Below are 12,120 nucleotides of genomic sequence, written 5' to 3' on the forward strand. Positions count from 1 at the left end.
GGCCCGGCAGTGTTCCCTAGTGGTCACACCGTGCCCTGCCGAAGCCCCACACCGGTCCGCATGCCGCCAAGTGTGGGGTGTTCAGGGGGAACTTAGGGGGTCACCGAGGCCAGGGTCTCGGCGACGGTGGCCTCCGGGACGTCGTGAACGAGCTCGGGGCCGCGGGCGCCGTCCAGGACGAACGACAGACCGCTCGTGGCCTTCTTGTCGAGCCGCATCAGAGCGATGAGCCGGTCCGGGGCGAGTCCGGCGGGAATCTCGGTGGGAAGCGAGTAGCCGCGTACGACATCCAGGTGCTCGGCGACGCGCGCCGCGCCGATCCGGCCGAGCGCACCCGCGAGCCGGCCGGCGAAGACCGTGCCGATGGCGACGCCCTCGCCGTGCCGCAGCGCGTAGTCCGTCGCCCGCTCCAGCGCATGCCCCAGTGTGTGGCCGTAGTTGAGGATGTGACGGCGGCCCGTGTCCCGCTCGTCGGCGGTCACGACCGACGCCTTGAGGGCCACGCTCGCGGCGATCTGTTCGTGCAGCGGCAGCGACCGCAGATCGCCCGCTCCGATGAAGTGGCAGCGGGCGATCTCGCCGTAGCCGTTGATCCACTCCCGCTCCGGCAGTGTCTCCAGATAGTCGGTGTCGCACAGCACGGCCTTCGGCTGCCAGTACGCGCCGACCAGGTTCTTGCCCTCGGGGAGGTTCACCGCGGTCTTCCCGCCGACGCTCGCGTCCACCTGCGCCAGCAGCGACGTCGGCAGATGGATCACCGGTACGCCGCGGTGGTAGAGCGCGGCGGCGAGACCGACGGAGTCGGTGGTCGTGCCGCCGCCGCAGGAGACCACGGCGTCCGACCGGGTCAGGCCGAACTCGGCGAAGCGGCGGCACAGTTCCTCCACCGTCGCCAGCGTCTTGTCCTCCTCGCCGTCCCTGGCCGCGAGCATCAGGCTGGGCACCCCGGGATCGGGCACCCAGTCCGCCGGCCGCGCGGACACCACGGCGACCCGCCTGGCGCCCAGTTCGGCGACGACCTCGGGAAGCGTGTGGCGTACCCCCGGGCCGATGCGTACGGCGTACGAGCGTTCGCCGAGCGCGACCTCGATCCGCCTGTGCGTCATGGACACTTGAAAACTCCTCGTGGTCGGCCGTCCGGGGAAATCAGGGGTGGCATAGGGGTACCAGCGCCGAGGGGGCGACAAATACGCTGCTCGAAATCGCTCCCTAAGGGAACTCAATGCTCGAGAAGATACTACCGACTCAGGTCGCCTCGTACGAAACGTACGAGGATCCGGCGGAGGCCACGCTTTTCCCTGAGGAGGAGGCTCTCATATGTGACTCGGTGGAATCGCGACGCCGTGAATTCACCTCCGGAAGGTACTGCGCGCGTCAGGCACTCGCGCGCCTCGGATACTCCGTTCCGCAGCCCGTGCTCCAAGGGCGAAGAGGCGCTCCTGTCTGGCCGCGCTCGGTCAGGGGCAGCATCACACACTGTCGCGGCTACCGTGCCGCGGCCGTCGGCAGCGCCTCCGAGGTGGCCTCGGTGGGCATCGACGCGGAGCCCAACGAGCCGCTGCCGGACGGTGTCCTGGAGGTCGTGGCGCTCCCTGAAGAGCAGGTCATGGTCAAGGAACTGCTCGCCGACGCGCCCGAAGTGCACTGGGACAGGATGCTCTTCAGCGCCAAGGAGAGCGTCTACAAGACCTGGTATCCCCTCAGGCGCCGTCCGCTGGAATTCGAGGACGCGTTGATCGACTTCGACCGGGTGGAGGGCACGTTCTCCGTGCGGCTGGGCTCCCACGTGCGGGGTGCTCAGGATTTCCCCCGGGAGATCGCAGGGCGGTGGATTACCGGAAACGGTCTCGTGGTGACAGCCATCGCGTTGTCGGTTGCGAGCGGCTCGTCTGTTGACAGCGGCCTTTGAGGAGAGGAAACCGTATGAACACCGTCGAACCGAATGTGATTCTCCGGGGCGGCGCATCGCCCTACCTGACGGACGATCAGCGCATCCGCTACGTGGAGGACACCGACGACAATCTGAAGCTGCTGCGGGGCAACCGCTACGAACACTTCGAGCCGACCGCCGAGAGCGAGACCCACGACGGCATGCAGTTGCGGGTGTTCGTCTGGCTGGGGGTCACCAAGCTCGCCGAGTGACACGGTTCGCGGCCCGACGGATCCTCGGGGCCGGAACGTGTTGGGGCGCACCGCCAGACGGCGGTGCGCCCCAACACGTTTCCGGCCCTCGGCCAGTGCGAGGTATTACCGCTGATCCGCTTACGCGAGCAGTGCGGAAATCTTCTGGGAAATCGTGGATATGACACGCGGTGCGTGGTCGTTCAGGTAGAAGTGCCCGCCCGGATAGGTGTGCATCTCGAAGTCGCTCTTCGTGTGCTCGCCCCAGGCGCGGGCCTCGTCCAGGGTCGCCTTCGGGTCTTCGGTGCCCACGTGCACATGGATGGGGGCGGCGAGGCGGGCGCCGGCCGTGTGCCGGTAGGTCTCGGCGGCCTTGTAGTCGCTGCGGATCGCGGGCAGCACCATGCGCAGCAGCTCCTCGTCGCCGAACACCTGGGCGTTGGTGCCGCTGAGCGCACGCAGTTCGGCGACCATGCCGGCGTCGTCCTGCAGGTGGACGGTCTCGTTCCGGTGCCGGGACGGCGCGCGCCGCCCGGAGGCGAACACCACCAGCGGCACCGTCCCCCGCTCCTCCAGACGCAGGGCGAGCTCGAACGCGAGCGAGGCGCCCATGCTGTGCCCGAACAGCGCGAGCGGCCGGTCGGTCCACGGCACGACCTGCTCGACCAGTATGTCGGCCAGTTCGGGGAGGGACTCGACGCACGGCTCGGCGCGGCGGTCCTGACGGCCCGGGTACTGCACGGCGAGTACGTCGACGTCGGGCGAAAGCGCCGCGGAGACGGGGAAGTAGAACGGTGCGGAGCCTCCGGCGTGCGGCAGGCACAGGAGCCTGGCCGGCGCGTCCTGGGCCGGGTGGAATCGACGGATCCACAGGCTGGTGTCGGTGAGGTTCGCGGTCACCCGAAGTCCTTTCGCGTGCTGCCGGTCGAGGAGGGCGGTCGCGCCTGCCCGCACGGCGAGCGGGATTCACGCACCAGCCTGCCGGGCCGTGCCGAACGGGCACAACCCCTGTCTTCTAGGGGTTGCGTAATTCGGCCCAGGGGAGGTCGCGGAATTCGGGGAGAGAAGATCCGACGCTAGTTGAATATGCCGCCGTTGCCGGAATGGCTTGTCGTGAGCTTTTCCCGGTGTCCGGTGCGGCGCGCCCCGAGAATACCTGCGCGTGTCACGACGGGGCGGTCCCGTCATGCCGGTTGCCAGATCTGGGTGAGCGTCGAGGCGGTGAGCAGTTGCTCGGGGCTCCCCTGGCCTGCCAGGCGGCCGTCGCGGAGCAGCAGGCAGGTGTTCGCCGAGCGCGCGGCCTCCAGGTCGTGTGTGGCCTGGACGACGGTCACTCCGTCGCTGACCAGTTCCGTCAGCAGCGTCGCGATCCGCTCTCTCGCCTCGGGGTCGAGTCCGGTGGTCGGCTCGTCCAGCAGCAGCAGGTCCGACCCCTGGGCGAGCCCTTGGGCGATCAGGGCGCGCTGTCGCTGTCCGCCGGACAGTTCGCCGAGCTGACGGGTGGCGAGGTCGGTGATGCCCAGTCGCTCCATGGCCGTGTCGACGGTGGCGCGGTCCTGCCGGGTCAGTCGGCGCCACAGGCCGCGTTCGCCCCAGCGCCCCATCTCCACCGTCTGCCTGACCGTCAACGGCAGGGCGTCACCGGCGGCGCCGCGTTGCGGGACGAAGGCGGGTGGCCGGTCGCCCTCGTGGTGGAGCTCGCCTGATGTGGGGTGGATCACGCCGGCCAGGACTCCGAGCAGGGTGGACTTCCCGCTTCCGTTCGGGCCGACCAGTGCTGTGGTCGCCAACGCCGGTATTTCGCCGTCGAGTTGATGCAGGACGGGGCGGCCCGGGTATCCGGCGCAGAGTTCGGTGAAGCGGATGCGGGGCGTTCTCTCCTGGCTGGGGGCGGGGGAGAGCGGGGATGTCTTGAACATGATTTTCATTATAGTGTGTTTACATGGACTGGTTGACGGGCCCCTTCGAGGTGACCTTCGTGCAAAGGGCCCTGTGGGGCGGGATGTTGGTGTCGGCGATCTGTGCCCTGGCCGGCACTTGGGTGGTGCTCAGGGGGATGGCCTTCCTCGGCGACGCCATGTCCCACGGGCTGCTGCCGGGAGTCGCGCTCGCCGCGCTGTTCGGCGGCAACCTGCTGGTGGGGGCGCTGCTGAGCGCGGCCGTCATGACGGCGGGCGTCACCGCCCTCGGCCGCACGCCGAGGCTGTCCCAGGACACCGGTATCGGCCTGCTGTTCGTGGGGATGCTGTCGCTCGGCGTGATCATCGTGTCGCGCTCGCAGTCCTTCGCGGTCGACCTGACCGGGTTCCTCTTCGGTGACGTCCTCGCCGTCCGTGAACAGGACCTGGTGCTGCTGGGCGGGGCGCTGCTGCTGGCGCTGGTCGTCTCCGTCCTCGGCCACCGGGCCTTTCTCGCCCTGGCCTTCGACCCGCGCAAGGCCCGGACGCTCGGGTTGCGCCCCCGCCTGGCTCACGCGGTGCTGCTCGGCCTGCTGGCGCTGGCCATCGTCGCCTCCTTCCACATCGTGGGGACGCTGCTGGTCCTGGGCCTGCTCATCGCCCCGCCGGCCGCCGCGCTGCCGTGGGCGCGCAGCGTGCGGGGCGTCATGGCCCTGGCGGCGCTGCTCGGCATCACCGCCACCTTCTGCGGCCTGCTGCTGTCCTGGCATCTGAGCACCGCGGCCGGCGCGACCGTCTCCGCCCTCGCGGTGGCCCTGTTCTTCCTCTCCCATCTGGCGTCCGGTCTCCGCCACCACCGCCGTGCGCGCCTGGTCGGCGCTCACGCCGCGGCAACCGACTGAAAGAAACCCGAGGCGATCCCTTTGTCCGTCCGAAGAAACCTCACTCCTTGGGCACCGGCCGCGCTCGTGACCGTCGCACTGCTCGCCACCGGCTGCGCCGGGCAGGGCGCCGACGCGTCCGCCCCGAGGGCGACTCCCACGTCCGCCGCTCCGCACGGGTACGTCGAAGGGGCGCAGGAGAGGGCCGAGCAGCAGTCCCGGCTGGTACTCAACGACCCACGGACCGGAGACTCCCGCGTCCTCGATCTCATCACCGGAAAGGTGCACGAGGTGTCCCGGACGCCGGACACCACGCACCTCACCACGGACGGCCGGTTCGGCTACCTCCACACCACGGGCGGCACGCACGTCCTCGACAGCGGTGCCTGGATGGTGGACCACGGTGACCACGTGCACTACTACCGCGCACGGATACGTGACGTGGGCCGGCTGCCCGGAGGCCCGGGCGCGCGCGTCCGCAGCGACGCCGCCGTGACCGCGGTGACCGACGCGGACGGCCGGGCCAGGACCTACCACCGGGCCGAACTGGAGAAGGGCAGGGTCGGCTCCCCTCGCACACTTCCCGGAACACACGCGGAGGCTGTCGTGCCGTACGCGGAACACCTGCTCAGCCTCACGGACGACGGGAAGGGCTCCGCGACCCTCGCGGTGTACGACCGGGAGGGCAGGCGCGTCGCGTCGCCGGACGCGCGGTGCGAGGAACCGCGGGGAGACGCCGTCACCCGGCGCGGAGTCGTCCTCGGATGCGCCGACGGCGCCCTCCTCGTCCGTGAGGCCGACGGCACGTTCACCGCCGAGAAGATCCCGTACGACGGCGACGTACCCGCGAAGCAACGTGCCACGGCCTTCCGGCACCGGCCCGGCAGCGACACGCTCACGGCGCCGGCCGGCGAGCGGGCCGTGTGGGTCCTGGACGTCACCGAGCGCACGTGGACGCGAGTGAGGACCAACGGCCCCGTGGTCTCCGCCAATACCGCGGGCGAGGGGTCCGTCCTGATCGTCCTCGAGACCGACGGAGCCCTCCACGGCTACGACATCACCACCGGCAAGCAGGTCTCCCGGACGAAGCCGCTTGTGACGGGCGACCTGGACGCCGGCACCGACGGGAACACGGGGCCGGTCATCGAGGTCGACCGCAGCCGCGCCTACCTCAACGACCTCAAGGGCAAACGCGTGTACGAGATCGACTACAACGACAACCTGCGCATCGCGCGCACCTTCGACCTGGACATCGAGCCGGCCCTGATGGCGGAGACCGGACGATGACGGGAAAGACGCGACGGACGCGGCGCGTGCGCACCCTTCTGCTCGCCCTGCTCACCCTCCTCCCGGCCGGTGCGGCGACCGCCTGCACGGACAGCGACGACCGGCCCCGGGTCGTGGTGACGACCAACATCCTCGGCGACATCACCCGCGAGATCGTCGGCGACCAAGCCGACGTCACCGTGCTGATGAAACCGAACGCCGACCCGCACTCCTTCGGTCTGTCGGCCGTGCAGGCCGCCGAACTGGAGCGCGCGGACCTCGTGGTCTTCAACGGGCTGGGCCTGGAGGAGAACGTACTGCGGCACGTGGAGGCCGCCCGCGAGTCCGGAGTGGCCACCTTCGAGACCGGCAAGGCGGTGGACCCCCTCACCTTCCAGGCGCACGACGACGGAGGCCCCGAGGAGGAGGCCGGGCAGCCCGACCCGCACTTCTGGACCGACCCCGACCGCGTACGCAAGGCCGCCGGCCTGATCGCCGATCAGGTCGTCGAGCACGTGGACGGCGTGGACGAGAAGGCGATCCGCGCCAACGCCGACCGCTACGACGACCAACTCGCCGACCTCACCACCTGGATGGAGAAGTCCTTCGACCGCATACCCGAAAAGCAACGCGCGTTGGTGACCAACCACCACGTCTTCGGCTACCTCGCCGAACGCTTCGGCTTCCGGGTGATCGGCGCGGTGATCCCGAGCGGTACGACGCTGGCCTCGCCCAGCTCCTCCGACCTGCGCTCGCTCACCCAGGCCATGCGCGAGGCAGGAGCGCGCACCGTCTTCGCCGACTCCTCCCAGCCCAAACGACTGGCCGAGGTCCTGCGCACGGAGCTGGGCGGCCAGGTGCGCGTCGTCGAGCTCTACTCCGAATCACTGACCGAGAAGGGCAAGGGCGCCGGCACCTACCTGCAGATGATGCGCGCCAACACCACCGCCATGACCGACGGCCTGACCGGCGCCTGACCCCGCCCCCGCTCCTGGACACCGGCCGACCGGCCAGCAAGCACCCGCACCGACGCCGCGCCCGCGCGGCCCAGAAAGGAACACACCGGTGAACAAGTCGACACGCAACAGAGCCCTCACGGGCACGGCCCTCGCCCTCGCGACCGCCGCGGTCCTGACCGCCTGCGCAGGAGAGGACACCTCCTCGTCCGACGCGCAGGCCAAGAACGCGCCGGGCACCAAGGCCGTAGCGGTCAAGGACCCGCTGGTCGCCACGTTCGACGGCGGTCTGTACGTCCTCGACGGCGAGAGCCTGAAGCCGGCCGCCACGATCGAGCTGCCCGGCTTCAACCGTGTCAACCCCGCCGGCGACGACTCCCACGTCATCGTCTCCACCGACTCCGGCTTCCGCGTCCTGAACGCCGCCGAGCAGACCTTCACCGGCATCGAGTACAAGGGCGCCAAGCCCGGGCACGTCGTCCAGCACGCCGGCAAGACGGTGCTCTTCACCGACGGCACCGGCGAGGTCAACGTGCTCGACCCCGACGACCTCGCGGGCGGCAAGAAGCCGGAAGGGCGCACCTACACCTCCGCCGAACCGCACCACGGCGTCGCCATCGAACTGAGCAACGGCGAACTCCTCAGCACCCTGGGCACCGAGGAGAAGCGCACCGGCGCCCTCGTCCTGGACAAGAACAACAAGGAGATCAAGCGCAGCGAGAACTGCCCCGGCGTGCACGGCGAGGCCGCGGCCAAGGGCGAGGCCGTCGCCGTCGGCTGCGAGGACGGCGTCCTGATCTACAAGGACGGCGAGTTCACCAAGGTCGACGCCCCCGACGACTACGGCCGCATCGGCAACCAGCGGGGCAGCGACGCCTCGCCGATCCTCCTGGGCGACTACAAGACCGACCCGGAGGCCGAACTGGAGCGGCCGACCCGCATCTCGCTCATCGACACCGAGACCGCGAAGCTGCGCCTGGTCGACCTGGGCACCAGCTACTCCTTCCGCTCGCTCGGCCGCGGACCCCACGGCGAGGCACTCGTCCTCGGCACGAACGGCACGCTCCACGTCATCGACCCGGAGACGGGCAAGGTGGAGAAGAAGATCCCCGTCGTGGACCAGTGGCAGGAGCCGCTGGACTGGCAGCAGGCCCGGCCCACCCTCTTCGTCCGCGACCACACCGCGTACGTCTCCGAGCCGGGCAAGCGCAGGCTGCACGCCGTCGACATCGAGTCGGGCGAGAAGGTCACGTCCGTGACGCTGCCGAAGAGCACGAACGAGCTGTCCGGCGTCGTGGCGGGACACTGATCCTCACCCGCCCGAGTCGTCCCACTGGTCCAGCACACTGTCGGCGGTGGCTTCACCGGCGTCCGGTGCCGGACCGTGGAGCGACTGCTCCGTCCAGATGACCTTGCCTCGTGCCAGGTAGCGGGTGCCCCACCGCTGCGCGAACTGGGCCACCAGGAACAGCCCCCGCCCGCCTTCGTCGGTGATCGCCGCCCGGCGAAGGCGCGGCGCGGTGCTGCTGCCGTCGGCGACCTCGCAGATCAGGCTGTCCCGGTCGTGCAGCAGCCGCAGACGGATCGGGCCGGTGCCATAGCGGATGGCTTTGGTGACCAGCTCGCTGATGATCAACTCGGTCGCGAAGGCCAACTCCTCCAGGCCCCAGGAGCCCAGCCGGCGGGCGACGTCGGCCCGGATGCCGGCGACGACAGCGGGATCGCCCGGCACGTCCCAGTCGGCGATCTGGGACGGGTCGAGCAGGTGCGTACGGGCGACGAGCAGGGCGATGTCGTCGCTCGGACGGGCCGGAAGCAGAGCGTCGAAGACGTCCTGGCAGGTCTCCTCCGAGGTCCGGCCCGGGCGCGCCAGGGCGGCGCGCAGTGCCTCCAGGCCGGAGTCGATGCTCCGGCCCCGGTCCTCGACCAGGCCGTCGGTGTACAGGACCAGCCGGGAGCCCTCGGGCAGGGTGAGTTCGGCGGTCTCGAAGGGCAGCCCGCTGCCCAGGCCGAGCGGTGGGGAGCCCGGTACACGCAGGTACTCGACGGTGCCGTCGGGGTGCACCAGGGCCGGCTCCGGATGCCCGGAGCGGGCCGGCGAGCACGTCGCGGAGGCCGGGTCGTAGATCCCGTAGAGACAGGTGGCTCCCGTGACGCCCTTGTCGTCCCGGTCGGCGCTCTCCTCGCTGTCGATCCGGGTGACCAGCTCGTCCAGGTGCCCGAGGAGTTCGTCCGGGCACAGGTCGAGGGCGGAGAAGGTGTGCACCGCGGCGCGCAACTGGCCCATGGTCGCCGCGGCGTGGAGGCCGTGTCCGACCACGTCGCCGACCACCAGCGCGACCCGGGCGCCCGGCAGCGGAGGAGGCGTTCCTCGAGGCGACCGCCGACGCCGAGCAGTTCGTCGCCACCCCCGCGGCACCCCGATCGATGGAGACGGCCGCGGTATCGAGCACCCCAGACACTCCGGAGGGAACGCGATGACCAGCGCGCTGCGCTACGAATGGGTTCGGCTCACCACCGTGCGCTCCACGTGGTGGCTGATCGAGCTGTCCGCTGTCGCCCAGGGGCTGTTGGCGTTCCTGCTCACCGTTGGTGGCAAGGACAGGGAGGGGCAGCTCGCCGGCGACGCGGCCGCGCTGGCGCTCAGCGGCGGTACCGGCATGATCCCGCTGATCTTCGTTTTCATGGGGTTGATCGGCGTTTTCGCCACGGGGCACGAGTACCGGTACGGGACGATCCGCGCCGCGCTCACGGCGGTCCCACGTCGCGGGCACCTGTGGGCCGCCAAGGCCCTGGTCGTCGCCGCGGTGGCCGCCGTGGTCGGGGTGCTCCTGGCCGCCGAGAGCGTGGGGATCGGCCTGCTGGTGGGCGGACCGAGCGGCAGGGAGGTGTTCACCGCGCCCCCGATGGGCCGCGTGGCCGTCGGATACGTCGTGTTCCTCGTGGTCTGCGCGCTGTTCGGGCTCGCGCTCGCCGGCATCGCCCGCAGCGTCCCGGCGGCCATCGTGCTGCTCATCACCGTCCCCGTGATCGTTGAAGGCCTGATCTCGCTGATCCTCGGGATGCCAGCCTTCGAGTCGCTCCAACCTCTGGCCGCCTACCTGCCGTTCACAGCGGGCGAGCGGATGGCCGTCAGCTCGGAGACGCCTTTCGACGGCGGCCCGGCGCCGCTCCGACCCCTCGCGGGCGGCCTGGTCTTCACCGCCTACGGCGCCGCCCTGCTCGCCCTGTGGGGAACCCTGTTCATCAAGCGGGACGCCTGATACGCCCGCCTGCCGATCGGCAGGTTCGGCCCGTGTCCCGAGCGGCTGCGGCAGCAGTTCGAGGGGTGGGGGGCGGCCCCACCAGGGGGACACACGGAGCGCGGGCACCTCTCCGCCGGCCGCCGGCCTTTCACGCAGGGCGACGTACGGGAGAACCTGGAGAAGATCCGGACACCGCGGACTTCCAGGAGTTGCGCGGGACGCGGGGACGGTGGGCTGGGCACCACGGACGGGCAGTCACCGCCGAGCGCGACCGTGAACGGGCCCGGGCCGCCGACCAGGAGCAGCCCACTGGCGACCGATGGCAGGCCCGCACACGGGCGGCGACGTAGTCAGAACTCCTTCTCGGGCCCACCACGTTCCCGCCCTCGACCCACGGGGACGTGGACAGGTCACCGAGATGTACGGGGACCTGCGGGCGGCTCGGCGGATCGCGGTCGTGGTGCCGGGACCCGACACGGGTTCAGCCTCGTACGACACGGCGGCCCGGATGGCGCGCGACCTTCGCACCGACACGGCCCGGCTCGCGCCCGCCGACGACCGGCCGTGCCCTCAGGCACGTGGAGGGGGACGCGGCCTGCCAGGTGACGCATCCGGCCGGTAGCGCCTGGTCGGCCGCCTTCGACCAGCTTGGGCTCGGCTCAGAACGCTGTGTAGCCGCCATCCACGGGAAGGACGGCGCCGGTGATGTACGACGACTCCGGGCAGGCGAGGAAGAGAACCGCGTCAGCGACCTCTTCAGGGGTCGCGAGCCGGCCGAGCGGGATGGACTCCTCTTTGGTGCGCCGGTAGGCGGCGGGATCGGGTCGCCGCTGGAAGGACGCCTCGATGACGGGCGTCACGGTCAGACCGGGTGCCACCACGTTGACGCGGATGTTGCGGGCCGCCCATTCGACGGCGGCGCCGCGCGCGAGAGCGATGAGACCGCCCTTGGCGGCGGAGTACATGGTCTGGTTCGGCATGCCGACCATGCCGAGCCGCGAGCTGACGCACACGATCGACGCCCCCGACTCGGGAGCCAGCGGCATCAGGTGCTTCATGACCAGGAACGCGCTCAGGAGGTTACTGTCCAGCACCTCGCGTGCGTCGTCGTAGGTCATGTCCGTGAGCGGGCTGGACGCCTGGAAACCGTGGCAGAGGACGACCACCTCGACCTCCCCCAAGTGGTCCGCTGCGCGGGCGGCGAGCTCGGAGACGAAGGGTTCGTCGTTGAGGTCGCCTGGGAGGTAGAGATCGTCCGGATGATCCTCGGGCAGCTCGGGTCGCCGTCCGGTGAGCAGGAGGTTGGCGCCCTCGCGGCGGAAATGGGAGGCGACTGCCTGACCGATCCCGCTCGACGCTCCGGTGATCACGGCGTTGACGTTCTGGAGTCTCATGTTCGCTCTCGTCGGGTTGCGGAGTGTCGGTCGGACAGACAGGGCCCGGCTGAGGCGTTCCCACCGTCTCACCTGCGTCGAAGTCGTTATGCCACGGGAACGGCGAGGTACTTGTATTCGAGGAACTCGTCGATGCCGACGTGTCCGCCTTCGCGGCCGAGGCCGGACTGCTTGATGCCGCCGAAGGGGGCGGCGGGGTTGGAGACGAGGCCGGTGTTGAGGCCGATCATGCCGCTCTCCAGGCGCTCGCTGACGCGCAGGGCGCGGTCGAGGTTCTGGGTGAACAGGTAGGCGGCGAGGCCGAATTCGGTGTTGTTGGCGGCGGTGACGGCCTCGTCCTCGTCGTCGAAGGTGAGGAT

Annotated in this window: 13 protein-coding genes and 1 pseudogene; 8 read left to right on the top strand and 6 right to left on the bottom strand. The window is 70.4% G+C overall.

Annotated features, from left to right (window positions below; translation table 11 throughout):
* Positions 1–92: 92 nt before the first annotated feature.
* On the bottom strand, positions 93–1,106 hold the full coding sequence (locus IE255_RS38235; protein WP_190055045.1) for a 3-dehydroquinate synthase family protein: 1,014 nt from the start codon (positions 1,104–1,106) through the stop codon (positions 93–95).
* A gap of 116 nt (positions 1,107–1,222) precedes the next feature.
* On the opposite strand from IE255_RS38235, the gene IE255_RS40670 reads away from it, so the two are divergent.
* Positions 1,223–1,909 carry a 4'-phosphopantetheinyl transferase family protein gene (locus tag IE255_RS40670; RefSeq protein ID WP_190055046.1) on the top strand — a complete coding sequence of 229 codons (687 nt, stop codon included), beginning with the start codon at positions 1,223–1,225 and terminating at the stop codon, positions 1,907–1,909.
* A 14-nt stretch (positions 1,910–1,923) separates the two neighbouring features.
* Positions 1,924–2,142 carry a DUF5988 family protein gene (locus tag IE255_RS38245; protein ID WP_190055047.1) on the top strand — a complete coding sequence of 73 codons (219 nt, stop codon included), beginning with the start codon at positions 1,924–1,926 and terminating at the stop codon, positions 2,140–2,142.
* A gap of 120 nt (positions 2,143–2,262) precedes the next feature.
* On the opposite strand, the gene IE255_RS38250 is transcribed toward IE255_RS38245, so the two are convergent.
* Complete coding sequence (locus IE255_RS38250; RefSeq protein WP_190055048.1) at positions 2,263–3,021, bottom strand: thioesterase II family protein; 759 nt, start codon at positions 3,019–3,021, stop codon at positions 2,263–2,265.
* Between the two features lie 284 nt (positions 3,022–3,305).
* A complete protein-coding gene (gene aztA / locus IE255_RS38255) occupies positions 3,306–4,049 on the bottom strand; it encodes a zinc ABC transporter ATP-binding protein AztA (protein WP_190055049.1) in 744 nt (247 codons plus the stop codon).
* A gap of 14 nt (positions 4,050–4,063) precedes the next feature.
* On the opposite strand from aztA, the gene aztB reads away from it, so the two are divergent.
* The 4 genes from aztB (at position 4,064) to aztD (ending at position 8,431) form a co-directional block, all read left to right on the top strand.
* Positions 4,064–4,921 (top strand): zinc ABC transporter permease AztB, encoded by an 858-nt coding sequence (gene aztB / locus IE255_RS38260; protein ID WP_190055050.1) that lies wholly within the window; start codon positions 4,064–4,066, stop codon positions 4,919–4,921.
* Between the two features lie 21 nt (positions 4,922–4,942).
* Positions 4,943–6,187 carry a hypothetical protein gene (locus tag IE255_RS38265; protein WP_190055051.1) on the top strand — a complete coding sequence of 415 codons (1,245 nt, stop codon included), beginning with the start codon at positions 4,943–4,945 and terminating at the stop codon, positions 6,185–6,187.
* Positions 6,184–7,143 (top strand): zinc ABC transporter substrate-binding protein AztC, encoded by a 960-nt coding sequence (gene aztC / locus IE255_RS38270; RefSeq protein ID WP_190055052.1) that lies wholly within the window; start codon positions 6,184–6,186, stop codon positions 7,141–7,143. Before IE255_RS38265 ends, aztC begins: the two co-directional genes overlap by 4 nt.
* Positions 7,144–7,231: 88 nt before the next feature.
* Positions 7,232–8,431 carry a zinc metallochaperone AztD gene (gene aztD, locus IE255_RS38275; protein WP_190055053.1) on the top strand — a complete coding sequence of 400 codons (1,200 nt, stop codon included), beginning with the start codon at positions 7,232–7,234 and terminating at the stop codon, positions 8,429–8,431.
* A 3-nt stretch (positions 8,432–8,434) separates the two neighbouring features.
* Here the strand turns inward: aztD and IE255_RS38280 are convergent.
* A pseudogene (locus IE255_RS38280) lies at positions 8,435–9,481 on the bottom strand (SpoIIE family protein phosphatase); the annotation flags it as partial.
* Positions 9,482–9,599: 118 nt separating this feature from the next.
* Here IE255_RS38280 and IE255_RS38285 point away from each other — a divergent pair.
* Positions 9,600–10,385: an ABC transporter permease gene (locus IE255_RS38285; protein ID WP_190055054.1), complete on the top strand. Its 786-nt coding sequence runs from the start codon at positions 9,600–9,602 to the stop codon at positions 10,383–10,385.
* Between the two features lie 301 nt (positions 10,386–10,686).
* The gene (locus IE255_RS40270; RefSeq protein WP_190055055.1) at positions 10,687–10,989 is read left to right on the top strand and encodes an alpha/beta hydrolase; all 303 of its coding nucleotides are present in this window, start codon (positions 10,687–10,689) and stop codon (positions 10,987–10,989) included.
* Between the two features lie 37 nt (positions 10,990–11,026).
* Here the strand turns inward: IE255_RS40270 and IE255_RS38295 are convergent, their stop codons facing one another.
* Positions 11,027–11,761 carry an SDR family NAD(P)-dependent oxidoreductase gene (locus IE255_RS38295; protein WP_190055056.1) on the bottom strand — a complete coding sequence of 245 codons (735 nt, stop codon included), beginning with the start codon at positions 11,759–11,761 and terminating at the stop codon, positions 11,027–11,029.
* Between the two features lie 86 nt (positions 11,762–11,847).
* Positions 11,848–12,120 (bottom strand): aldehyde dehydrogenase family protein (locus tag IE255_RS38300; protein WP_190055057.1); only part of this gene is annotated, 273 nt, incomplete at its 5' end.

The sequence above is a fragment of the Streptomyces lomondensis genome (assembly GCF_014651035.1).
GTDB lineage: Bacteria > Actinomycetota > Actinomycetes > Streptomycetales > Streptomycetaceae > Streptomyces > Streptomyces lomondensis.

What these genes read in the sequence shown, in the direction of transcription:
- IE255_RS38235 (WP_190055045.1), bottom strand. Translation starts at nt 1,106, where the DNA reads ATGACGCACAGGCGGATCGAGGTCGCGCTCGGCGAACGCTCGTACGCC.
- IE255_RS40670 (WP_190055046.1), top strand. Translation starts at nt 1,223, where the DNA reads ATGCTCGAGAAGATACTACCGACTCAGGTCGCCTCGTACGAAACGTAC.
- IE255_RS38245 (WP_190055047.1), top strand. Translation starts at nt 1,924, where the DNA reads ATGAACACCGTCGAACCGAATGTGATTCTCCGGGGCGGCGCATCGCCC.
- aztA (WP_190055049.1), bottom strand. Translation starts at nt 4,049, where the DNA reads ATGAAAATCATGTTCAAGACATCCCCGCTCTCCCCCGCCCCCAGCCAG.
- aztB (WP_190055050.1), top strand. Translation starts at nt 4,064, where the DNA reads ATGGACTGGTTGACGGGCCCCTTCGAGGTGACCTTCGTGCAAAGGGCC.
- aztC (WP_190055052.1), top strand. Translation starts at nt 6,184, where the DNA reads ATGACGGGAAAGACGCGACGGACGCGGCGCGTGCGCACCCTTCTGCTC.
- IE255_RS38285 (WP_190055054.1), top strand. Translation starts at nt 9,600, where the DNA reads ATGACCAGCGCGCTGCGCTACGAATGGGTTCGGCTCACCACCGTGCGC.
- IE255_RS40270 (WP_190055055.1), top strand. Translation starts at nt 10,687, where the DNA reads ATGGCAGGCCCGCACACGGGCGGCGACGTAGTCAGAACTCCTTCTCGG.
- IE255_RS38295 (WP_190055056.1), bottom strand. Translation starts at nt 11,761, where the DNA reads ATGAGACTCCAGAACGTCAACGCCGTGATCACCGGAGCGTCGAGCGGG.